The following is a 21,967-nucleotide window of genomic DNA, read 5'->3' as shown; positions in this document are numbered from 1 at the left end:
CCGTCGGCTCATCGGCATCGCTCCCCTCCGCGCCGGCGACGGCGCCACGCCGCCCATGCTACGCGAGCATCCAGCGGGCAGGAAATCACCGCGGCCCGATCCGCGGCACAATGGCGGCATGACCGACAACCCTGCAACGCGAGGCCCGACGATTGCGCTGGCGCTCGGCGCCGGCGGCGCGAAAGGCCTCGCGCACATCGGCGTGATCGAGGAGCTGACCGCGCGCGGTTGCCACGTCACCGCCATTGCCGGCAGCTCGATGGGCGCACTGATCGGCGGCATCCACGCGATGGGCAAACTCGACGTGTACCGCGACTGGGTGGTGTCGCTGGCCAAGCTCGACGTGCTGCGGCTGGTCGACTGGACGCTTTCCGGCGGGCTGATCAAGGGCGACCGCATCATCGACACCATGCGCGAGCTGATCGGCGACACGCTGATCGAGAAACTGCCGATCGCCTACACCGCGGTCGCCACCGACATCGACCGCGGCCGCGAAATGTGGCTGACGCGCGGGCCGTTGTTCGACGCCATCCGTGCGTCGATCGCGATCCCCACCATTTTTCGTCCGCACCTGGTCGACGGCCACCGCTGCGTCGACGGCGCGCTGCTGAACCCGGTGCCGGTGACGCCGCTGATCCGCGAGCGCGCCGATTACGTCATTGCGGTAAGCCTCGACGGCGCCGCCAGCAAGCCGCCGACAGCCGTTGCCGCGCCGGCCACCGAGCCGGCCGTGGTGGCCGGTTACCGCCAGCGCATCGGCGCCTTCGTCAACCGCCTGCTCGCGCACCGCGATATGGCAGCCGCACGCGAGCCGGGCGCGCTGGAACTGCTGGCGCAGTCGATCGAGCTGATGCAGGCCAACCTGGCCCGCTTGCGTCTCGCCGCCTACGAGCCGGATCTCTTGATCCAGCTGCCGCGCAACATCGCCAGCGCCTACGAGTTTTACCGCGCGCGCGACCTGATCGAGTTGGGACGCGCGGCCGCACACGAGGCGTTGGCAACATGGCCGCCAACGGCGCAAGACGCGGACGCCTGATGCCGCGCGCAGCGGCTATGGCTTCTTGCCCTGCGCGTGCAGCCACTTTTCGAAATAAGCCTTCATCACCACCGCGTTGTTGTGCGCGGTGTCGTGCGCGCCAAACAGGATGGTGACCGGGTGGCTTGCCGCGCGTTCGGCGATCGGCTGCCACTGCGCCTTGAGCTGGTCCAGCTCGGCAACATAACGCTGCTGAAACCCGCTCCACAGCGCCGGATCGTGGCCGAACCACTTGCGCAGCTCGGTCGACGGCGCCAGCTCCTTCGCCCACACATCGAGCGGCACCGCTTCCTTCCTGAGACCGCGCGGCCACAACCGGTCGATCAGCACGCGGTAGCCGTCGCTCTTCGCGGCCGGTTCGTACACGCGCTTGATGGCAATGCTCATGACAAGACTCCTGCAACTATCCCTTTGCAGGATACGCGCGTGCGGTCACGCAGGCGTGATGCGATCCGGGTCCGCAAGCGCGGCCGCGCGCCTTCGGCAGCCGCGCCAAAGACCGGAATTGTCGCCGACGGTTACAGCTCTTCGACGCGCGTCACCTTGGCCCGGCGCATCAACCACGCCACCCCGCGCAGGTCGGCCAGGCCCACCCACAGGCGATCCAGCATGCCGTACTTGGACACCCCCGCCGTGCGTGGGCGGTGGCCCACCGGCACGCTGACGCTGGCATAGCCGGCACGCTTGACCAGCGCCGGCAGGTAGCGGTGCATGTGGTCGAAATACGGCAGGCGCAGAAACAGCTCGCGCTCGAAGAGTTTCAGGCCGCAGCCGGTATCCGGAGTGGCGTCCCTGAGCATGCGCGAGCGCACCGCATTGGCGATTTTTGAGGAGATGCGCTTGTTAAAGCTGTCACGCCGCGTGGTGCGCCAGCCGGCAAACAGCTTCACCTCCGGCGGTGCCGCATCGCGCGCGGCGAGCAGCCTGGGAATGTCGGCCGGATCATTCTGGCCATCACCGTCGAGGGTGGCCACCCACGCGCCGCGCGCCGCCTGCACGCCGTGCCACACCGCCGTGCTCTGCCCGCTGCGGGTGACGTGGTGCAACACGCGCAGCTCCGGGTGCTGCGCCTTCTGCGCGGCCAGCACGGCGCGGCTGTCGTCGCTGGAATCGTCGTCGACGTAGACCACCTCGTAGTCGAACTTGCCGCGCAACGCGGCGGCAATCTCGGCGAGCAGGGGCGGAATGTTGTCGCGTTCGTTGAACACCGGGACGACGACGGAAAGCTGCGGCATGGTGGGGCCTTGGCGAAAACGGATGCCGCGACGCAGCGGCAGGGGCGCATTTTAGTGCATGCCGCATGCCGGGTTCGCGGGCAAACCCGCCGACACGGCCGCGGCCACCGGCGAAGGCGCGCCCCGCCTCAACGCAGCTTGCCGAGGATGCCTTCGAGCTCGTCGTTGGAGTGGTAGTGGATGACGAGCTTGCCGCGACCACCGCGGCTCGTCGCCACCTCGACCCGGGTGGCAAAGCGCTCGCCCAGCTCGCGCTCCAGCGCCTCGATGTTGGGGTCGCGGCTGACGCGCTTGGGCTTGGCGCCGGGCGCGGACTGCGCGCGACGTGCGGCGTCTTCCAGCTCGCGCACCGACCAGCCGAGCGTGGCCGCCTGCCGCGCGAGCTGCAGCGCGATGGCCTCGTCCAGCGTGAGCAGGCAGCGCGCGTGACCCATCTCCAGCTTGCCCTCGTCGAGCAGTTTCTTGATCGCCTCGGGCAGGTCGGTCAGGCGCAGCAGGTTGGACACCGCGGCGCGCGAGCGGCCGACGGCATCGGCGGCCTGCTGGTGGGTGAGGGCGAAATCCTCGATCAGGCGCTTGAGTGCGTCGGCCTCTTCGAGCGGGGTCAGGTCCTGGCGCTGGATGTTCTCGATCAGCGCCATCGCCGGCACCGCCACTTCGGGCACGTCCTTGACCAGCGCCGGCAACTCGGCGAGCTGCGCGCGCTGCGCGGCACGCCAGCGGCGCTCGCCGGCGATCAGTTCGTACTTGTTGCGGCCAAGCGCACGCACCACCACCGGCTGGATCAGGCCCTGCGCCTTGATCGACGCCGCCAGCTCGTCCAGCGCTTCGTCGTTCCAGTGCCGGCGCGGCTGGTACTTGCCGGGCTGGATGTGCCCGATCGGCAGCGTGCGCAGCTCGCCTTCCTGTTCCAGCACCGCGACGGCATCGTCGCCGCCGAGCAGTGCATCCAGGCCGCGCCCCAGACCTCGTTTCTTTGCAGCCATGCTCAGTCCTGATGATGCGACGCGGACGCCGCGTGTAGCGCTTCGTGCGCATCGCCGGCCGCAACCGCAGCGGCAATGCCGCGTTCGCGGCGAATGATTTCACCGGCCAGGCCGATGTAGGCGATCGCGCCGCGCGAGCTGCGGTCGTAGAGGTGGATCGGCTGGCCGTGGCTCGGCGCCTCGGCCAGGCGCACATTGCGTGGAATGATCGAGCGCAGCACCTTGTCGCCGAAATGCTGGGTGAGCTGCGCGGACACCTCGTTGCCGAGGTTGTTGCGCACGTCGTACATGGTGCGCAGGATGCCTTCGATCTCCAGCCGGTGGTTGAGCCGCTGGCGCACCGCCTTCACGGTTTCCAAGAGGCTCGACAGGCCTTCGAGCGCGAAGTATTCGCACTGCACCGGAATCAGCACGCCGTCGGCGGCGGTCAGCGCGTTGAGCGTCAGCAGGTTCAGCGACGGCGGGCAATCGACCAGGATCAGGTCATAGCGGTCGGCGACCGGCGCCAGGCGCTCATGCAGGCGATGCTCGCGCGCCAGCGCGTCCATCAGTTTCAGCTCGGCGGCGGTGAGGTCGCCGTTGCCGGGCAGGAGGTCGAAGTGCGACTCGGTGGTGACCACCGCGTCCAGCACGCCAGCCTCTTCCAGCAACACCGCGCAGCCGTTCGGGCTGGCCGTGCGCTTGTCCACGCCGGAGGCCATCGTGGCGTTGCCCTGCGGGTCGAGATCGACCAGCAACACGCGGCGCTTCGCGGCGGCCAGGGCTGCTGCGAGATTGACTGCCGTGGTGGTCTTGCCGACGCCACCTTTCTGGTTGGCGACGGCGAGAATGCGTGCCATGGGCTCGTTTCGAGTGCGCGAAAGGAGGCCTAGATTAGCAGGCCGCACCCGCGCCAGCCCGACGCAGCACGACCAGCTGGCGCTGTGCGTCCAGCCCCGGCACGGCCAGTGACTGCACCGCGGCCACCGTGAAGGCGGGCGGCACCCCGGCCAGCTCGGCGTCCGCCAGCCGGCCCTTCATCGCCAGCCAGGTGCCACCCGGCGCCAGCAGATGCCCGCCCCAGGCCAGCATGTCGGCGAGACTTGCGAAGGCGCGCGCGGTGATGCAATCGAACTGGCCGGGCACGTCCTCGACCCGCGCCTGCAGCGCGCGCACGCCGGTCAATTGCAGGCTGCGGATCGCCTCGCGCAGAAAGCGCACCTTTTTGCCGTTGGAATCCACCAGCAGCGTCTCGCGCCGGGGCACCGCGATGGCGAGCACGATGCCCGGCAGGCCGGGGCCGGTACCGAGATCGGCCAGCGTGTCGCCATGGACGAACGGCGCGATGGCGAGCGAATCGAGCACGTGGCGGGTGACCATCTCCAGCGGGTCGCGCACCGCCGTGAGGTTGTAGGCGGCATTCCAGCGCGCCAACAGCTCCACGTAATCGACCAGACGCTCGGCGGCGCCGGGCGGCAGCGCAAGCGGCAAGGCGGCCACGCCATGGTCGAGGCGGGCGGCGAGATCGGCGCGGGAAGTCATGCGGGCACGCTGGAACTGGGGCCGGACAGTATCCGGCGACGCCCGCAAAAACGAAAACCCGCCGGGAGGCGGGTTCGCGGGGACCCCGGGTGTGGCACTCAGGCCGCTTCGAGCTCGACCCGGGTCACCATCATGCCGCGCGGACGCAGCGTGCTGTTCAAGGTTTGCTTGACGTGCGCGCCAGCGTCGTGGCGATCGGCCAAGGCAGCGGGCGCCTGCTCGCGCACGGCCGCCTGCGCGCCGCGGCGGATCAGCTGCTCGACCTCGTCGATCACCGCGTCCACGCGCTCCGGCTCCAGCACCTGCCAGTACACCGTGCCGCGCAGTTCGCGGCGCTCGTCGAGCGGCTCGTCGAGCTTGAGCATCTGTCCGCCAAGATCGATCTTGTGCCGCACCCGGTCACGCCACGGCTGGATCAGGTGCGTGCCTTGCTCCAGCACGCGTGCCAGCTTGCCGTGCCGGTACACGCTGTACACCCGGCCAGCCGGCACCCGACGCACGGCGCTGGCCAGCAGCACGGCGGCGGTCACGAGCGAGAGGATCAGCCAAGCATCCATAACGTTCACCAACAACAGGTTGCGAAAGGTTCGTACAAATCGACCGTAACTTCGTGGCACAGCGTCTTGAAGTGGGTCGTTAACCGAGATTTAACGCTATCGGAGCGGACTTGACAAGCGATGTAGTTCGCGGTTTTGCCCCCTGTTCAGGGAATCGACACGCACGCCACCGGCTTGAGCCGCAAGGCGCCGGCCAAGCGTGTGCACCGTCACAAAAAAAGGCCGCCCCTTTCGCGCGAAACGAAAGGGGCGGCCGACCACCGTGCGATCAGAACCGCCCGGCCTGGTAGTCCGCCACTGCGGTGCGGATCTCCTCCGGCGTGTTCATCACGAACGGCCCGTAGCGCGTGATGGTCTCGTTGAGCGGTCGGCCGGCAACCAGCAGCAGGCGCGCGCCGGCCTTGCCGCCGGCAAGCTGCACGCCCTCGCCGTTGCCGAGCACCGCGAGCTCGCCGCGCGCAAGCGGTTCACCGGCCACTTCGACCGCCTCGCCGTCGAACACGTAGGCAAACGCCCGATGCGTGGCCGGCAGCGGCACCTCGACCTGCGCGCCGGGTTCGAGTGCCAGGTCGAGATAGATCGGCGCGGTGGAGATGCCGTCGACCGGACCGGTGGCACCGGCAAATGTGCCGGCGATCACCCGCGCGGTGACGCCCGCCGCCGGATGCACGACCGGGATGCGCTCCGGGCCGATGTCCTGATAGCGCGGCGCGGTCATCTTGTCCCTGGCGGGCAGGTTCACCCACAGCTGGAAACCCCACATCAGGCCGTTTTCCTGCACCGGCATTTCCGAGTGCAGGATGCCGCGCCCGGCGGTCATCCACTGCACGCTGCCGGCGACGAGGTCACCGTGGTTGCCGTGGTTGTCGGCATGGCGCATGTGCCCGGCCAGCATGTAGGTGACGGTCTCGAAGCCGCGGTGCGGATGCTCGGGAAACCCGGCGATGTAGTCGTCGGCGCGGTCCGAGCGGAATTCGTCCAGCATCAGGAACGGATCGACGTGGTCGAGCAGCGGCTGCCCGATGAGGCGCGTGAGCTTGACGCCGGCGCCATCGGCGGTCGGCATGCCGCGCACGCGGCGAAGAATGCGGCGTTCAGTCATGGTCGTGCTCCAACGGAAACGATGCCTGCAAGATGCGCGCTTGCGAGGTTGGCGCCAAGGGCTGCAAGGGGAACGGATCGTTTCGGTTTTGGGGTTGGGGTTTGGGTTTGGCGGCGGTGACGCATGCGGGATGCCGCCTTTGCGTCAGGCGCGACATCAGAGCTGGTGGCCGGATGTTTGGGGCGCACATCCTGTGCGCCCCGAACTCGCCCCGGTGAAGCCGGGGTTCCGCCAGCGGATCGCGCCGCGATCCGTTGGCGTGCGGGCCATCCTTGGCCCGCGGTTTTCCGCAAGCCCGCCGCGGCGCGGACTGCGCACGCGCGCCGGTCGGATCAGTGCACCCAGTGGTCGCCGCGATGGCGCGGGGGCGGGGTGGAAGGCGGGTTGTCGGCTTGCACCATCGCCTCGATCTCGTCGGCGGTCGCCGGCTTGTCCTGCCAGTAATGGCCGACGGCATCGAGCACGCTGGACACCTGCGCAAGGCAGTCCTCGTATTCGTCGTCGCTCAACGGCGTGATCTCGGCATCGGTGTGCAGTACGCCTTCGTCGACCGCCAAGGCCATCACCGGGCTGAGCGCGTCCATCAATGCCGGGTCGTTCGCCAGCCGGGTTTCCCACAGGTTGGCGCGCAGGTCGATGCCGCGGCTGAAGCCTTCGCACCAGCCGGCGGCGGTCAGCTGCGGGCCGTGCTCGGTATCGATTTCGCCCAGGATCGGCTCGTAGGCGTCCACATCCAGCTCGGCGCCAATCGAGTCGTTGAGCTTGGCCAGGAGCGCCAGCACGCGATTGCCTTCCGCCTCGTCGCCAAACGGCTCATGCAGCACTTCGGGCAGCCATTCGTCGGGCAGCACTTCGAGCGGGCCGACGGCCAGCAGGCTCAGCATGCCGTGCACGCCATCGAGCAGCATGTGGCCGTCGCCCTCGTGCGCATGGGCACGCAGGTAGTGATCCAGTTCACTGAGCTCCTCGTCGCTGAGCGAGCTCGGCCAGTCGGCTTGGCTGGTGGTCATGGCAGCTCCAGCTCCAGCGTCACCGGGGTGTGGTCGGAAGGACGCTCCCAGCGGCGCGGTTCGCGGTCGATTGCGGCGCCAATGGCGTGCGCCTTGAGCGCCTCGCCGATGAGGATGAGGTCGATGCGCAGGCCGATGTTGCGGCGAAACGCGCCCTGGCGGTAATCCCACCAGCTGTAGTGCGCGCCCGCGGACTCGAACAGGCGGAAGCTGTCGGCAAGGCCGAGATCGGTGATCGCCTTGAGCGCGCGGCGTTCCGGCGGCGAACACAGGATCGCTTCGCCCCATGCTTCCGGATCGTGCACGTCGCGGTCGTCCGGCGCGATGTTGAAGTCACCCAGCACCACCAGGCGCGGGTTGGCGGCGATTTCCGCCGCGAGAAAATCGCGCACGCGTTCGAGCCAGTGCAATTTGTAGGCGTATTTCTCATCGCCCACCGCCTTGCCGTTGACCACGTAAAGATCGACCACGCGCAGTGGGCCGACATTCGCGGCCAGGATGCGCCGCTGCGGATCGTCCAGGCCGGGGATGTCGGTAACCACGTTGGCCGGCGCCCCGCAGGCCTCACGCACCAGGATCGCCACGCCGTTGTAGGTTTTCTGCCCGGAAAACACCGCCTTATAACCTGCCGCAGCCAACTCGGCCACCGGAAACTTCGCGTCTTCGAGCTTGGTCTCCTGCAGCGCAACAACGTCGGGCTGCGCCTCGCCCAGCCATTGCAAAAGGTGCGGCAGGCGCACCTTCAGCGAATTCACGTTCCACGAGGCGATTTTCATGCGCATATTCTACGGGAAGGGGCTCGATTGGCTCCCCGTGCCTGAACCAGCGACAAAAAACCACGCCACGGCAGGTATTTTCCGTGTATGCTCGCGCCGGCAAGAACCGGGGAGGACTCGGGATTCCTGCGCCAGTTGCGGTCGGGCGCATGCGCGCCACCCGCAGTCACTCATGTTTCAAAGGTATGTGTCATGTCGGAACGTCAAAGCGGTACGGTCAAGTGGTTCAACGATGCCAAGGGCTATGGCTTCATCACGCCGGAAAGCGGTGAAGACCTGTTCGTGCATTTCCGCGCCATCCAGGGCACGGGCTTCAAGTCGCTTGCTGAAGGTGACCACGTCACTTTCGTGGTGACCAAGGGCCAGAAGGGCCTGCAGGCTGAGGAAGTGCAGAAGGCCTGATCCCTTCTGTACGGACTGTTGTATCGGAAACCCGCCGCGAGGCGGGTTTCTTTTTGCCCACGTTGGACCACGGCGTTCAGCCGGTGAGGCCGTAGCTCGCGAGCAGCGCCTCCGACTCGGGTTTGCGCCCGCGGAAGGCGATGAAGCTTTCCAGCGCCGGGCGGCTGGCGCCAATCGACAGGAACTCGCGACGGAAACGCGTGCCGGTGGGCGCGTCGATCACGCTGCCACTGGTTTTTGCCGCCTCCTCGAAGGCGCTGAACGCATCGGCGGAAAGCAGTTCCGCCCACAGGTAGCTGTAATAGCCGGCCGCATAGCCGCCGGCAAAGACATGGGTGAAGGCGTGCGGGAAACGGTGCCACGCCGGCGGAATGATGACCGCGACCTCCTTGCGCACCGCGTCCAGCACCTCCAGCGCCCGCGCGCCGCGCGCCGGGTCGTAGCCCAGATGCAGGGTGAAATCGAACAGGCCGAATTCAAGCTGGCGCACGAGGAACATGCCGGCGTGATAGTGGCGTGCCGCCAGCATGCGCTGAAAGAGTTCCTCCGGCAGCTTGGCGCCGGTTTGCCAGTGGCGCGCAAACAGGTCGAGCGCCTCGCGGTTCCAGCCGAAGTTTTCCATGAACTGGCTGGGCAGCTCTACCGCGTCCCACTCCACGCCCTCGATGCCGCCGATCGCGGGTAGTGCAATGCGGGTCAGAAGGTGATGCAGGGTGTGGCCGAACTCGTGGAACAGCGTGAGCACGTCGTCGTGGGTCAAGAGCGCCGGGCGGTCCTCGGTCGGCGGCGCGAAGTTGCAGGTGAGGCAGGCCACCGGCAATTGCTTCGCCGCGCCATCGTCGAAGCGCGCGCGACACACGTCCATCCACGCGCCGCCGCGCTTGCCGTTGCGCGCATAGAGATCGACGTAGACACCGGCAAACACGCGGCCATCGGCATCCTTCGCGTCGTAATAGCGCACGTCGGGATGCCAGGTGTCGACGCCTTCGCGCAGCGCCAGGGTGATGCCGTAGAGCTTGTGGGTGATCGCCCATAGCCCGTCGATCACCGCCGGCAGCGGGAAGTACGGCTTGAGCTGCTCCTCGTCCAGCGCGTAGTGCTTGAGGCGCAGTTTTTCGGAGGCGTAGGCGGTATCCCAGGCTTCCAGGTCCGGAATGCCGAGCTCGTCCGCGGCGAACGCGCGCAGCTCGGCCAGCTCGCGCTCGGCGACCGGCTTGGCGCGCGCGACGAGATCGTGCAGGAACGCCAGCACCTCGTCCGGCGAACCGGCCATCTTGGTCGCCAGCGATTCCTCGGCGGCATTGGCGAAACCCAGCAACTGCGCGGCCTCGTGGCGCAGCGCGACGATCTTCTCGATCCGCGCGGAGTTGTCGAACTGCCCGGCGTTCGGGCCCTGGTCGGAGGCGCGGGTCTGGTAGGCGCGGTACACGCGCTCGCGCAGCGCGCGGTCGTCGGCGTAGGTCATCACCGCCTGCACGCTGGGCTGTTTCAACGTGACCAGCCAGCCGTCGAGGTCTTGCTCCTTGGCGTACTGGCGCAGCACGGCGCGGCCGGATTCGGGGATGCCGGCCAGTTGCGACTCGTCGGCAATCGGCTCGCGCCAGGCGTCGGTCGCATCCAGCACGGCGTTGGAAAACTCGGTGGCGAGTTTGGACAGTTCGACGCCGATCTCCCGAAAACGCGAGCGCGCGGGCTCTTCCAGCGCCACGCCGGACAGCCGGAAATCGCGCAGCGCGTGCTCCACCAGCGCGCGCTGCGGACGCTCCAGCGCGCCAAAGTCCGGCGCCTCAGCGACGGCTTTCACCGCGGCATACAGCTCGCGGTTCTGGCCCTGTTCGAGCGCGTAGTCGGTGAGCTTTTCATCGGCCGGGCCATACACTTCGCGCAGCGCCGGGGTATCGGCCACCGAGTGCAGATGCGACACCGGCGCCCAGGCGCGCGCAAGGCGCTGTTCCAGCCGCTCCTGCGCCAGCATCACGTGGGCGAAATCGCGCGGCGTGCCAGGCGCGGCGATCGCCGCGATCGCGGCCCGGTCGTCGGCAATGATGGCGTCGATTGCCGGCAGCACGTGTTCGGGGCGGATGCGCGAAAACGCCGGCAGGGCGGTGTCTTCCAGCAACGGGTTGTGATCGGTCATGACAACTCCTTGGTAGCCGGCAAGCGTGGCGACCGCCGCCGGCGAAATCAAGCGCGGGCCACGGCGTCATCACGCCGCAGCGGCGTAGCATCCACCGCATGCAGCCGAGCGACTTGCCCGAACTCATCCGGCGCACTTCGATCTTTGCGCATCTCGACGATGCGCAGCTGGACGTGCTGGCGCAACGCATGCGCTGGTTGTGCCTGCCCGGCGGCAAGCACCTGTTCCGCGCCGGCGAACCGGCCGCTGCGCTGTACCTCCTGCGCAGCGGCAGCCTGGGCGTGTTCGACGGACCCACCCGACTCATCCACCAGCTCGTGGCCGGCGACTGCGTGGGCGAAATCAGCCTGCTTTCCGGCGGCAACCATCACCTTTCGGTGCGCGCGCTGCGCGACTCCGAGCTGCTGCGGCTGGACAGTGCCGCATTCGAGGCACTGATGGAGCGCCACCCGACGACGATGCTGGCGGTGGCGCGCACCGCCACGCTGCGCCTGCTGCAAAACCTCGAACGCCAGCCTTCGTCGAACCGCCCGCGCACGTTCGCGGTGTTGCCGGTAAATACGAACGTGCCGGCGCACGAGCTTGCCCATCAGCTCGGCGCGGCGATGGAAGCCTGGGGCAGTTGCCTGGTGATCGATGCCGAGCATGGCCGTGGCCACGGCAGCGACTGGTTTGCCGAGCGCGAAGCAAGGGCGCAGTTCGTGGTGTACGTGGACGACACCGGCGACCTGGCCTGGCGCCAACGGTGCCTGCGCCAAGCCGACGTGCTGTTGTTGCCGGCGCTCGCCAGCGAGCCGCCGCGGCCGTGGCCGGAAGCCGCTCCCGGCCATCCGGCGCGCGTGCGCCATCGCCCGCGGCACCTGTTGTTGCTGCATCGGCACGGAGAGGTCGAGCGCGGCAGCGCGCGCCGCTGGCGCGCCCAGTTCAGCGGCGAGCTGGCGCACCACCACGTGCGCAACGCCGACGACATCGCGCGCGTGGCGCGCTTGGTCACCGGCCATGGCCGCGGCCTGGTGCTGGCGGGCGGCGGCGCACGCGGGCTCGCCCACATCGGCGCGATCAAGGCGTTGCGCGAAGCCGGCCACACGTTCGACACCGTGGGCGGCACCAGCATCGGCGCGATCGTGGCCGCCGGCGTCGCACACGGCTGGGATACGCCGACGATGCTGGAAAACTACTTTGCCGCCTTCGTGCGCGGGCACCCGCTGGCGGACTGGACGCTGCCGCTGGTCGCGCTGACCCGCGGCGCGCGCACCACGCGCATGCTGCGCGAGTATTTCGGCAAGGGCGACATCGAGGATCTCGCCAAACCGTTCTTCTGCGTGTCCACCAACCTCTCCGGCGCCGCCCGCGCGGTGCATCGCCACGGCCCGCTGTGGCTGTGGTTGCGCGCGTCGAGCGCGATTCCCGGCATCCTGCCGCCGGTGCTGCACCATGGCGACGTGTACGTGGATGGCGCGCTGGTGGACAACCTGCCCACCGACGTGATGGCCGGCGACAGCGTGGAACACATCACCGCGGTCAGCATCCGCGGCGACATCGCGCTGCGCACCGGCATCGAGGATGTCGCCACCCCGCCATGGTGGCGGCTGTGGCTGCAGCAACGCCACGGCCCGCGCTGGCCCGGCCTGCTCTCCACGCTGGCGCGCGCCGGCATGGTCAACAGCACCGAAACCAGCGAGCGCTGCCGCCTGCTGGCGCACCGCCTCATCACCCCGCCGCTGGACGCCATCGGCCTGCTCGACTGGAAAGACTGGCAACGCGCGGTGGACGCCGGCTACCGCGAAACGGTGCGCGTGCTCGCGGCCGAAAAGAAGTGAGCGGTTAGACTCGCACCATGAGCAACCTGCGCAGCTACAAGGGCGTGGCGCCGAAACTCGGCGCGCGCGTCTATCTCGACCCGCTGGCCGCCGTGATCGGCGACGTGGAACTCGGCGACGATGTCTCGATCTGGCCGGGGGCGGTGCTGCGCGGCGACGTCAACGCCATCCGCATCGGCGCCAGGACCAACATCCAGGATGGCGCCGTGCTGCACGTCGCCCACGCCGGCGAGTATGGCCCCGGCTTCCCGTGCGTCATCGGCGAAGGCGTCACCGTCGGCCACGCTGCCGTGGTGCACGCCTGCACCGTGGGCGACTACTGCCTGATCGGCATGCACGCCACCATCCTGGACGGCGCCGTGATCGGCGCGTTTGCCCTGATCGGCGCCGGTGCGCTCGTGCCTCCCGGCAAAGTGGTGGGCGACCACGAACTGTGGGTCGGCAACCCCGCGCGCCGCATCCGCACGCTGGGCGCCGCCGAGGTGGCGAAACTGCGCTACTCGGCCGAGCACTACGTGGATCTCAAGAACGATTACCTCGCCGGTTGAGGCCGCGGCGGCGCCGATCCCGGATGGCCGTCTGGATGGCCGGTCCCGGTCGCGCGGTTCTGCCCGTTCGAGCGGCCATGGCGTTGCGCCCAGCCACGCCGATTAGTGCGCGGCGGCTTCCTCAGCCGCCAGGCGGGCACTGATCTCGCGCGCCTCGTCCGCGTGTCTCCGGCCGAGCAAGGTGCGTTGCGCATCGAGGTAGCCGCCGAGCAGGGCGAGTTGGTAGTCGTCCGCGTGCAGCTCGAAGTGCGTGGGGTCGTAGCGGTAGTTGCCGGCATCGTAGGCCCGCAGCAACTGCAGCTCGCGCTGCGCCTCGTCGAGATCGCCGGCCGCGATCGTGCGCTCGACGTCTTCGCGCGCCGGGTGGAACGCCGCACGCAACTGCGCCAACGCGGTGCGGTTGTGCGGGTCGACCTGCAGCACGCTGAAATAGAACTCGAACGCGTTGCTGCCCACCGGCGCCACGCGGTGGCCCGCGCGCAGCGAGCTGGCGGCAAGGTCGAGCAGGATGCGCACCCCGTCGGGTTCCGCCGTCACCGGCGCGGCGCGGACGCGCCACTGCCACCAGCCGCCCAGCATCACCAAAACCAGCACCAACGAGCCGCCCAACCAGGCGCGGCGGCGCCATGCCGATGGAACCAATGCTTGCATGCGTTTCGCGCCCTGCCGGACCGCGGCGACGTTCCGTCCGGCGGACGGAGCGTGACCGCGGGCGCAAGCTAGGGCCGGCGCATGTCAGCCCGGTGACCGGCAGGTGTCAATCGCGAAAACCGTCGGCAGCATGCAATATTCGGTCACGCCTGGACGTCCAGACATCCGCGCCGGCGACCCCAGCGCCGCGTACCCGATCAGCCGCCCGCGCGCAGTGCCTGATACACCGGCTCGGTATCCGGGCGCTGGCCATGCCACAGGGCGAAGGAGTCGGCGGCGGTTTCCACCAGCATGCCGAGGCCGTCGAAGGCATAGCGGGCGCCGGCGGCCCTGGCCCAGCTGAGGAACGCGACGGCGGCCGGGCCGTAGGTGAGGTCGTAGCACAGCGCACGGCTACCCACCAGCGAGGGCGGCAGTTGCAGGTCGGCGCCGAGCACGCCGGCGGAGGTGGCGTTGATGATGAGGTCGTAGCTGCCGAGGCTGGCGAGGTCCTGCCAATAGCGCGCATGCACGCGCGCCGGCTCGCCGATGGCGTCCACCAGCGCATCCGCGGTGGCGGCGGTGCGGTTGACGATGGTCAGCGTCTGCGCACCGGCATCCAGCAGTGCCCACGCCACGCCGCGCGCCGCGCCGCCAGCGCCAAGCAGCAGCACGTCGCGGTCGCGCAGGTCGGTGCGGTGGCGCTCGGCGAGATCGCGCACCAGCCCATCGCCGTCGACGTTGTGCGCCGCGAGGGTACCGTCGGCCCGCCGCGTGAGCACGTTGGCGGTGCCGACGCGGCGCGCCGACGCGCTGGCCTCCGCCGCCAGCGCAAACGCCGCCGCCTTGTGCGGCAGGGTGACGTTGGCACCCGCGCCGCCCCGAGCGAAGAATTCGCGGACGGTGGCGGCAAACGCCTCTGGCGCCACGTCGATCGCGCGATACGCCAGCTCGATCGAACATTGCTGGGCGAACATCTGCTGGATCTTCGGCGACAGTGAATGCGCGATCGGGTGACCGAATACGGCGTATTGCAAGGGCTGGGTCATGCGCGCCTCCACAAGCGGGATGGTCATAGTATTGCCGCGCCGGCGTGACTTCCGCGCGCATGCCGTCGCAGGCGCTGAGACCTCGCCACGGCACGCTGGCGGCTCGATCCTTGGAGAGCCGCCATGCGCCACCCACCGCTTGATTCCCGCCGCCGCCAACGCCTGCTCGCCACCGCCCTGCTCTGGCTGGGCGCCGGGACGGCACTGCTCGCCAGCACCCTGGTGCCGGCGCACACGGCACTCCTGGGCTGGGCGCCGCTGGTGTGGCTGGTGGCGACCCCGCTGGCGCTGCTGTTGATCGTGGAACCCCAGCTGCCGCGCGAACTGGCGCTCGCATGGCGGCCGCAGCGGCGCGCGCCGCGCTGGCGCTGACGCGCGCGGCGCTGGCTCAGCGTGCCATGCCCTGGCGCTTGCGTTCCATCCGGCGCAGGAATTCGCGCATCACGCGCAGGTAAAGCTCGTCGCCCAGGTAGGCGTCCTCGATGCCAGCGTCGATCGAGGGATTGTCGTTCACCTCGATCACCACGGCCTTGCCGTTGACGTGTTTCAGGTCCACGCCGTACAGGCCGTCGCCCACGGCGTTGGTGGCTTTCAGCGCAAGCTTGACCACCTCGGCCGGGGCCTTGCGCACCGGGATGGTCTCGAAGCCGCCGGATTTCGCGCCGCCCTTGGCGTTGTGGTTGTAGATCTGCCAGTGGCCGCGCGACATGAAGTATTTGCAGGCGAACAAGGGTTCGCGGTTGAGCACGCCGATGCGCCAGTCGAATTCGGTGTAGAGGTACTCCTGCGCGAGCAGCAGTGCGCTGTGCTGGAACAGGCTGTCGCTGGCCTTGCCCAGCCCGGCTTCGTCCTCGACCTTGACCACGCCGCGCGAAAACGAGCCGTCGGGAATCTTCAGCACCAGCGGGTAGCCAAGCCGCTCGGCGACCTCCTTCATGCCCTTGGCGTCGTCGCGGTACAGGATCTCGGTGTGCGGCACCGCGAGCTTGCGCGAGGTCATCAGGTCGTTGAGGAAAATCTTGTTGGTACAGCGCAGGATCGAGGTGGGGTCGTCGATCACCGCCATGCCCTCGCGCTCGGCGCGGTGGGCAAACCGGTAGGTGTGATCGTTGCTGGCGGTGGTTTCGCGGATGAACAAGCCGTCGTATTCGGCCAGCCGCTGGTAATCGTCCTTGCCGATGGAATCGACCTCGATCGCCAGCTCCTTGCCGGCAGCGATGAACTGCTTGAGCGCCTTCTTGTTGGAGGGCGGCAGGTCTTCGGTCGGGTTCACCAGCATCGCGATGTCATAGCGGTAGAGCTTGCGCGTGCGCGGCTTGCGCCACAGCTTTTTCGAGAAGCTGTCGAGCGCCGCGGCAAACGCGTCTTCCTGGCCGTCGTCCAGCGTGTGCAGGCCCACCGGCCTGATCGAGCTCACCTGCCATACGCGGTCGCGCTCGAACTCGATGCGCAAGAGCGGGCACGGAAAGGACTCGAACACCTGCCGGGCGAGATCCTGCAGCGCCGGATAGGCGGTTTCGCCGAAATACACCAGGCTGCCGAAGTCGGTGGTGTCGCGGCCGCCAGCCGGCAGAAAGTGGGTGAGCTTGGCGTTGAGGTCGTCGATGTCCACGCCGTACAGCGAGCGCCGGCGCAGGTCGTTGATGGTGCGCACCGACGGCAGCACCTTGTGCCCGCGTGCTTCGGCCAGCAGCGACACGTAATAGCCCGCGCCGAGGTATTTGTAGCTGCGGCACAGGTTGATGACGTGGGTGCGTTCGTCGTCGCGGCCGACCGGCTCGCGCAGGTAGTCCATCGCGGTGACCACATCGGCCGATGGATAGTAGGAACCCCAGTCCGAAGCTTTCTCGACCACAATGACCAGACGGGTCATGTCATCACTCAGGCAAGCGCGAAAAGGTACGCCCGGGACCGCCCCGGACAGCTGAAAGGCCGCAGTGTGGCACAGCATGGCGGCGGTACAACCGGTGGCGCTGAAGGGCGCGTAAATCCCCGCCGCGCAGGCGTTGTGGGGTGCCGGCGCGCGCACTACATTCCGCCCCGGTCGTGCCACGCGGCCGCCGGTTCCCCTGTTGAGGCCGTGATTGATGACACCTGCCGCTGCCGTGCGCGTGCGTCGCGCCGAGTTGTTTGACCTGGACGATCTCGTGGCGCTCGAAGAGCGCACGTTCGACAGCGACCGCCTGAGCCGCACGCAGTACCGCCGGCACCTGGACAGCGACAGCGCGAAAGTGCTGGTGGCGAGCGCCGGGCCGCACCGGTTTCTCGGTACCGCGGTGCTGTTTTTTCGCAAGCACAGCCGGGTGGCACGGTTGTATTCGCTGGCCACCATCCCGGAGGCACGCGGGCAAGGCGTGGGCAGTGCGCTGCTGGCCGCCGCCGACCGCCTCGCGCGGCGCCAGCGCTGCAACGCACTGCGGCTGGAAGTGCGGGTGGACAATCCCGGCGCGATCCGGCTCTACGAGCGGCTCGGGTTCCACCGCATCGGCCGGCGCTCCGGCTATTACGAGGATGGCGCGGACGCCTGGCGCTACGAGCGGCTGGTCAGCGGCCCAGTGGCGAGTTGATGCGCTGCGCGGTGGCGTCGTCCGGCTGCGCGGCCAGACCGCCACCCCGCGTCAGCCGCAGGCTGTAGTGCCCGCCGTCGACCAGCGGCACGAAACCGCCCGCCGCGTGCACCGCGGCCACGGCGCCCAAGGCGGACGGAAACTGCACCCGCAGCGTCGCCAGATCGAAGCTGCCGGCCGCATCCGGCACCACCAGGGTCTGCGGTTGCGGCGCCGGCGCACCGTCGCTGCGGGCGTCGATGCGGTCGAGCCGGTACACCGCCGGCAGCCGTGCCAGCCACGAGCCCGGCGCGCCCGCCAGCACCACCGCCTGCGCGCGCCAGTCGTCGCCCACCACCTCCGCGCGCCGGCTGCTGCCATCCGGCCAGGCGAACACCAGCCGCCAGTGCTGCGGCGACAGGATGTGCGCATCCACCTCGACCACGCTGGTGTCGGCATCGAGCAGGCGATAGCCGCGCAGCGCAAAGCCGCTGGCTCCCAGCCCTACCGCCAGGGCGAACCCGACGAGACACGCCACGGCGCGGGCCGCGGCCGGCAGCCGTTCGCCGGCATCCAGGCAGCGCCGCACCGCCAGCAATTGCACCAGGCCGAGCAACAGCAGCACTGCGGCCAGCACCAGCAGCAGCGTGGCCGGCTGGCGCAGCAGCTCGATCGCATTCATCCCGAGGTTTCCCGCAACAAGGCGTGCGCATGATAAGCCGCGGGCCGCGGGCAGGCGCTCGGTATACTGCGTGACGTTTCGTGTCCCGTACAGGTCACCCCATGCGCCGTCTGTCGCCGCTCTGCCTCGTCGCCCTTGCCTTTGCCCTCGCCGGTTGCGGCAACAAGGGGCCGCTGGTGATGCCGACGAAAACGCCGGCGGCCGCCGCCACGACGCCCGCCCCCGCCGCCTCCACTCCGGCACCGGCGACCAGTGCACCGACACCGCAACCGTGAGCGCAGCCGTGCTGACCTTCAGCAAGATGCACGGGTTGGGCAACGACTTTGTCGTGCTCGATTGCCGCCACACGCCGTTCACGCTGAATGAAGACGCGATCCGCGCCCTCGCCCACCGCCGCACCGGCGTCGGCTTCGACCAGCTCCTGAGCATCGAGCCGCCGCGCGATCCCTCCTGCGCCTACTACTACGGCATCTGGAACCCGGATGGCTCGCGCTCCGGCCAGTGCGGCAACGGCGTGCGCTGCGTCGCCGCCTGGCTGCACCGCGCGGGCGCGCTGGCGCGGGGCGAAGACGTGCGGCTGGAAAGCCCCTCCGGCCCGGTCACCGTGCGCCTGCTCGCCGCCGACCGCGTCACCGTGGACATGGGCGAACCGGTGTTCGAGCCGGCGCGCATCCCGTTTGCCGCGGCCAGCCAGGCCGACCGCTACGTGCTCGACGTGGGCGGCGCGCGGGTGGATATCGGCGCGGTGTCGATGGGCAACCCGCACGCCGTGGTGATGGCGGCCAGCCTGCCGCCCGGCGCGATCGAGCAGCTCGGCCCGGCGATCACCCGGCACCCGCGGTTCGCGGCCGGGGCCAACACCGGCTTTGTCGAACCCCACGACCGCAGCCACATCGGCCTGCGCGTGCACGAGCGCGGCGCCGGCTGGACCCTGGCCTGCGGCACCGGCGCCTGTGCCGCGGTGGCTGTGCTGCGCCAGCGCGACGAAGTGGACGAACACGTGCGTGTCGACCTGCCCGGCGGCCCGCTGGACATCGCCTGGGCCGGCCCCGGCGCGCCGTTGTGGATGACCGGCCCGGCCGCCTTCGCCTTCGAAGGGCAATGGCTGGCGGATTGATCCGCGCGCCCGACCATCGCACACTCGGCCAGGCACCCGAGGCCGTGGCCGGAGAAAAACGCGCATGAATGTTCCCTTGTCCGATGCCGCTGGCGCGGCAACGCCGGTGGATGCCGCCATGGTCAGCGACTGGCTGCGCGCCCACCCGGATTTCCTCGTCGACAACCCCGAGCTGGCCGCGCACCTCACCTCGCCGCGCGCGCAGGCTGGCGTGGCCTCGTTCGGCAGCTACCGCGTGCAGCAGCTGCGCGAGAAAAACACCGAGCTCGAACGCCAGCTGGCCGAACTGGTGGCGATTGCCGCCGACAACGAAAAGCTGATGGAGCGCGTGCATGCGCTCACCGTCGCCCTGCTGCGTGCCAACACGCTGGAAGTGGTGACGCGCACGGTGATGGCCAGCCTCAGCGCCGATTTCCACAGCGAGCGCGTGCGCCTGCTGCTGTTCGGCCACAACTCCGAGCTGCCGCGCTCCGACTGGCTGCGCCAGGTAGGCGGCGGCGCCTCCGAAGTACCCGAGCTGGCCGACCTCCTGGGCCGGCCAGAGCCGGTTTCCGGCCGCCTGGCGCCGGAGAAACTCGCCAGCCTGTTTGGCGAGGATGCGCCCACCATCCACTCCGCCGCCGTGCTGCCGCTCGGCGACCTGGGCCTGCTGGCCATCGGCAGCCACGACGAGGACCGCTTCCGCCCCGGCATGGGCACACTGTTCCTGAAGATGATCGCGGCCACCGTCACCGCCGCGCTCGCCCGTGCCCGCGACCTCGCCTGATTCGCTGCCCGCGCAGCAAGTCGCCACCTGGCTCGACCACCTCGCCAACGAGCGCCAGGCCTCGCCCAACACGCTCGCCGCCTACCGTCGCGACCTGGCCAAGCTGCTGGCATGGATGGACGCCGAAGCCATCCCCGACTTCACCGCGCTCGAACCCAACCGCATGCGCCAGTTCGTGGCCGCCGAGCACCGCGGCGGACTGGCGCCCAAAAGCCTGCAACGCCTGCTCTCCGCCTGCCGCAGCCTGTTCCACGCGCTGCAACGCGAAGGCACCCTGCGCCACGACCCGCTCGCCGGCGTGCGCGGGCCCAAGGTGCACCGCAAATTGCCGGTGGTGCTGGACGTGGACGAAGCCGCGAGCCTCATGGACAGCGGCGGCGACGGTGCCCTCGGCGTGCGCGACCGCGCCATGCTCGAACTCTTCTATTCCTCCGGCCTGCGCCTGTCCGAACTCACCGGCCTGCGCTGGGGTGACCTGGATTTGGCCGGCGGCGAAGTGCGCGTGCTCGGCAAAGGCCGCAAAACCCGCATCGTGCCCGTCGGCCGCTACGCCGTCGCCGCGCTGCACGCGCTGGCGAAGGCCGAAGGCAACGCCACTGAAGCCCCCGTCTTCCGCGGCCGCCACGGCGCCGCGATCAGCCCGCGCACCGTGCAGGCGCGCCTCAACAAACTCGCGCTGCTGCACGGCTTCGCCAAACACGTGCACCCCCACCTGCTGCGCCACACCTTCGCCAGCCACCTGCTCGAATCCTCCGGCGACCTGCGCGCCGTGCAGGAGCTCTTGGGGCACGCGGATATCTCCACCACGCAGATTTACACGCATCTGGATTTCCAGCATCTGGCCAAGGTGTATGACGCGGCCCACCCGCGGGCCAAGGGCAAGCAATAGGAAAACCGGGAACGCGCACGCCGTTCCCTGCATCCAATGACCAACGGATACGCCGCGGGCTGACGCGCGGCGACCAGTCGGGGGGCTGTCATGGTGAAGCCGGAAACGACGTCGATGCGCGGCGGCCGCCGCTCGGGCGCTACGCGCGCGGGCGTGTTGCGGGCGCTGCGGCGCGCGAACCGGGTGGCTGCCGGGTCACGCCTGGTACCCATCCGGGGAGGGCGCCATGCAACCCCATGACTGACTCCGCGCCGTGGCGCGCTCCGCTTTCTCTCGCCGCAAGGCAAACCCTTTTTCACCCACGAGGTAAATTCCCATGCTCATCTACGCGTTGCTGATCTTTGCCGTTGCCGCCCTCGGCGGCCTCTTCCTTGCCACCCACGTCCTGCGCGGAAAGTTCGCTCCCTGGGCCGTGTCCATGCTGCACGCGCTGCTGGGTGCGATCGGCCTGATCCTGCTGATCGTGTTGCTGGTGCAGGGTTCGACCCCGCAACGGGTGCTGGCGGGCTTTGTTTTGCTGCTGCTGGCCGCCTTGGGCGGTTTCTTCCTGGCCTCGTTCCACCTGCGCAAGAAGCTGCCGCCGAAGGCCGTGGTGATCGTGCATGCCAGCATCGCCGTGATCGGCTTCCTGACCTTGCTCAGCGCAGCGGTCTGACGCCATGCGCCATCCCCTGCACCCCGCCCTCGTGCATTTCCCGGTGGCCTGCTGGTTGCTGGCCGTGGTGGCCGACTTCGCCAGCCTGCACTTCGGCGAGGCAGCATGGTCGTGGTCGGCCGGCCTCCTCGCCGTCGGCTGCGCCATGGCCGTGGTGGCGATGCTGGCCGGCATGCTGGAACTGCCGCGCGTCCCGGAGGGCCCAGCACTGCGCGACGCCTATCTGCACATGGGCCTGATGCTCGCCGCCCTGACCCTGTTTGCCGCCCGACTGCTATTGCGGGTGGACCACTTCACGCCGCTCGCCCCGGACACCCTCGCGCTGGCGCTCGACGCCTGCGGCTTCCTGGCGCTGGCCGGCGGCGGCTGGATGGGCGGCAAACTGGTTTACGGCCACGGCATCGGGCGCGGGTAGGGTTGGGAACGGGGTCGGGTTCACTTTGTCGTACTCAGCAAGTGAACCTGAAGACTCATGTCGCCGCCTCCCGCGCTCGGCGGTACGT

At 69.2% G+C, this 21,967-nt stretch carries 26 protein-coding genes; 12 read left to right on the top strand and 14 right to left on the bottom strand.

Annotation, left to right across the window (positions count from 1 at the left end; all coding sequences use genetic code 11):
* The first annotated feature begins 118 nt into the window (after window positions 1-118).
* On the top strand, window positions 119-1,036 hold the full coding sequence (locus AC3WP6_RS00220) for a patatin-like phospholipase family protein (protein ID WP_492625791.1): 918 nt from the start codon (window positions 119-121) through the stop codon (window positions 1,034-1,036).
* A 15-nt stretch (window positions 1,037-1,051) separates the two neighbouring features.
* On the opposite strand, the gene AC3WP6_RS00215 is transcribed toward AC3WP6_RS00220, so the two are convergent.
* From AC3WP6_RS00215 to xth, 9 genes are all read right to left on the bottom strand, one after another.
* On the bottom strand, window positions 1,052-1,423 hold the full coding sequence (locus tag AC3WP6_RS00215; protein WP_492625790.1) for a DUF488 domain-containing protein: 372 nt from the start codon (window positions 1,421-1,423) through the stop codon (window positions 1,052-1,054).
* 131 nt (window positions 1,424-1,554) lie between these two features.
* A complete protein-coding gene (locus tag AC3WP6_RS00210) occupies window positions 1,555-2,271 on the bottom strand; it encodes a glycosyltransferase (RefSeq protein ID WP_492625789.1) in 717 nt (238 codons plus the stop codon).
* Window positions 2,272-2,399: 128 nt separating this feature from the next.
* Complete coding sequence (locus AC3WP6_RS00205; protein WP_492625788.1) at window positions 2,400-3,257, bottom strand: ParB/RepB/Spo0J family partition protein; 858 nt, start codon at window positions 3,255-3,257, stop codon at window positions 2,400-2,402.
* Window positions 3,258-3,259: 2 nt separating this feature from the next.
* On the bottom strand, window positions 3,260-4,096 hold the full coding sequence (locus AC3WP6_RS00200) for a ParA family protein (protein ID WP_492625787.1): 837 nt from the start codon (window positions 4,094-4,096) through the stop codon (window positions 3,260-3,262).
* A gap of 34 nt (window positions 4,097-4,130) precedes the next feature.
* Window positions 4,131-4,778 carry a 16S rRNA (guanine(527)-N(7))-methyltransferase RsmG gene (rsmG, locus tag AC3WP6_RS00195; protein ID WP_492625786.1) on the bottom strand — a complete coding sequence of 216 codons (648 nt, stop codon included), beginning with the start codon at window positions 4,776-4,778 and terminating at the stop codon, window positions 4,131-4,133.
* A gap of 98 nt (window positions 4,779-4,876) precedes the next feature.
* Complete coding sequence (locus AC3WP6_RS00190; RefSeq protein WP_492625785.1) at window positions 4,877-5,335, bottom strand: SPFH domain-containing protein; 459 nt, start codon at window positions 5,333-5,335, stop codon at window positions 4,877-4,879.
* Between the two features lie 268 nt (window positions 5,336-5,603).
* A complete protein-coding gene (locus AC3WP6_RS00185) occupies window positions 5,604-6,437 on the bottom strand; it encodes a pirin family protein (RefSeq protein WP_492625784.1) in 834 nt (277 codons plus the stop codon).
* Between the two features lie 332 nt (window positions 6,438-6,769).
* Window positions 6,770-7,447, bottom strand: coding sequence for a YecA/YgfB family protein (locus AC3WP6_RS00180; protein ID WP_492625783.1), 678 nt, complete (start codon window positions 7,445-7,447; stop codon window positions 6,770-6,772).
* A complete protein-coding gene (xth, locus tag AC3WP6_RS00175) occupies window positions 7,444-8,223 on the bottom strand; it encodes an exodeoxyribonuclease III (protein ID WP_492625782.1) in 780 nt (259 codons plus the stop codon). The genes AC3WP6_RS00180 and xth overlap by 4 nt, the downstream gene beginning before the upstream one ends.
* Before the next feature lie 192 nt (window positions 8,224-8,415).
* On the opposite strand from xth, the gene AC3WP6_RS00170 reads away from it, so the two are divergent.
* Window positions 8,416-8,625 carry a cold-shock protein gene (locus AC3WP6_RS00170; RefSeq protein ID WP_492625781.1) on the top strand — a complete coding sequence of 70 codons (210 nt, stop codon included), beginning with the start codon at window positions 8,416-8,418 and terminating at the stop codon, window positions 8,623-8,625.
* A gap of 76 nt (window positions 8,626-8,701) precedes the next feature.
* Here AC3WP6_RS00170 and AC3WP6_RS00165 read toward each other — a convergent pair whose 3' ends face one another.
* Window positions 8,702-10,762, bottom strand: coding sequence for a M3 family metallopeptidase (locus tag AC3WP6_RS00165; RefSeq protein WP_492625780.1), 2,061 nt, complete (start codon window positions 10,760-10,762; stop codon window positions 8,702-8,704).
* 98 nt (window positions 10,763-10,860) lie between these two features.
* Here AC3WP6_RS00165 and AC3WP6_RS00160 point away from each other — a divergent pair, with 98 nt between their 5' ends.
* Window positions 10,861-12,582: a patatin-like phospholipase family protein gene (locus tag AC3WP6_RS00160; RefSeq protein ID WP_492625779.1), complete on the top strand. Its 1,722-nt coding sequence runs from the start codon at window positions 10,861-10,863 to the stop codon at window positions 12,580-12,582.
* Window positions 12,583-12,599: 17 nt separating this feature from the next.
* Entirely contained in the window at window positions 12,600-13,130 is a 531-nt protein-coding gene (locus AC3WP6_RS00155; RefSeq protein ID WP_492625778.1) for a gamma carbonic anhydrase family protein, read from the top strand.
* Window positions 13,131-13,232: 102 nt separating this feature from the next.
* On the opposite strand, the gene AC3WP6_RS00150 is transcribed toward AC3WP6_RS00155, so the two are convergent.
* On the bottom strand, window positions 13,233-13,781 hold the full coding sequence (locus AC3WP6_RS00150; RefSeq protein ID WP_492625777.1) for a hypothetical protein: 549 nt from the start codon (window positions 13,779-13,781) through the stop codon (window positions 13,233-13,235).
* Window positions 13,782-13,978: 197 nt separating this feature from the next.
* The gene (gene aroE / locus AC3WP6_RS00145) at window positions 13,979-14,809 is read right to left on the bottom strand and encodes a shikimate dehydrogenase (protein ID WP_492625776.1); all 831 of its coding nucleotides are present in this window, start codon (window positions 14,807-14,809) and stop codon (window positions 13,979-13,981) included.
* A 123-nt stretch (window positions 14,810-14,932) separates the two neighbouring features.
* On the opposite strand from aroE, the gene AC3WP6_RS00140 reads away from it, so the two are divergent.
* Entirely contained in the window at window positions 14,933-15,181 is a 249-nt protein-coding gene (locus AC3WP6_RS00140; RefSeq protein ID WP_492625775.1) for a hypothetical protein, read from the top strand.
* Between the two features lie 16 nt (window positions 15,182-15,197).
* Here the strand turns inward: AC3WP6_RS00140 and AC3WP6_RS00135 are convergent, their stop codons facing one another.
* On the bottom strand, window positions 15,198-16,682 hold the full coding sequence (locus AC3WP6_RS00135; protein ID WP_492625774.1) for a RimK family ATP-grasp domain-containing protein: 1,485 nt from the start codon (window positions 16,680-16,682) through the stop codon (window positions 15,198-15,200).
* Window positions 16,683-16,896: 214 nt separating this feature from the next.
* On the opposite strand from AC3WP6_RS00135, the gene AC3WP6_RS00130 reads away from it, so the two are divergent.
* A complete protein-coding gene (locus tag AC3WP6_RS00130) occupies window positions 16,897-17,376 on the top strand; it encodes a GNAT family N-acetyltransferase (RefSeq protein ID WP_492625773.1) in 480 nt (159 codons plus the stop codon).
* On the opposite strand, the gene AC3WP6_RS00125 is transcribed toward AC3WP6_RS00130, so the two are convergent.
* Window positions 17,354-18,037, bottom strand: a complete 684-nt coding sequence (locus tag AC3WP6_RS00125; RefSeq protein WP_492625772.1) for a hypothetical protein — start codon at window positions 18,035-18,037, stop codon at window positions 17,354-17,356. The genes AC3WP6_RS00130 and AC3WP6_RS00125 overlap by 23 nt on opposite strands.
* Window positions 18,038-18,138: 101 nt before the next feature.
* On the opposite strand from AC3WP6_RS00125, the gene lptM reads away from it, so the two are divergent.
* The 6 genes from lptM to AC3WP6_RS00095 all read left to right on the top strand — a co-directional run bounded on the left by lptM (window position 18,139) and on the right by AC3WP6_RS00095 (window position 21,879).
* Window positions 18,139-18,312: an LPS translocon maturation chaperone LptM gene (gene lptM, locus AC3WP6_RS00120; protein WP_492625771.1), complete on the top strand. Its 174-nt coding sequence runs from the start codon at window positions 18,139-18,141 to the stop codon at window positions 18,310-18,312.
* A gap of 26 nt (window positions 18,313-18,338) precedes the next feature.
* Window positions 18,339-19,154 (top strand): diaminopimelate epimerase, encoded by an 816-nt coding sequence (gene dapF, locus AC3WP6_RS00115; protein ID WP_492628610.1) that lies wholly within the window; start codon window positions 18,339-18,341, stop codon window positions 19,152-19,154.
* 64 nt (window positions 19,155-19,218) lie between these two features.
* Complete coding sequence (locus AC3WP6_RS00110) at window positions 19,219-19,920, top strand: DUF484 family protein (protein ID WP_492625770.1); 702 nt, start codon at window positions 19,219-19,221, stop codon at window positions 19,918-19,920.
* Entirely contained in the window at window positions 19,901-20,809 is a 909-nt protein-coding gene (gene xerC, locus AC3WP6_RS00105) for a tyrosine recombinase XerC (protein ID WP_492625769.1), read from the top strand. The genes AC3WP6_RS00110 and xerC overlap by 20 nt, the downstream gene beginning before the upstream one ends.
* 331 nt (window positions 20,810-21,140) lie before the next feature.
* Window positions 21,141-21,464: a hypothetical protein gene (locus AC3WP6_RS00100; RefSeq protein WP_492625768.1), complete on the top strand. Its 324-nt coding sequence runs from the start codon at window positions 21,141-21,143 to the stop codon at window positions 21,462-21,464.
* Between the two features lie 4 nt (window positions 21,465-21,468).
* Window positions 21,469-21,879 carry a DUF2231 domain-containing protein gene (locus AC3WP6_RS00095; protein ID WP_492625767.1) on the top strand — a complete coding sequence of 137 codons (411 nt, stop codon included), beginning with the start codon at window positions 21,469-21,471 and terminating at the stop codon, window positions 21,877-21,879.
* Window positions 21,880-21,967 lie beyond the last annotated feature (88 nt).

The organism is Rhodanobacter sp. FW106-HT46G03, from assembly GCF_058789895.1.
Note: the sequence above shows the minus strand (reverse complement) of the source record. Positions and strands in the feature narration are given on the sequence as shown.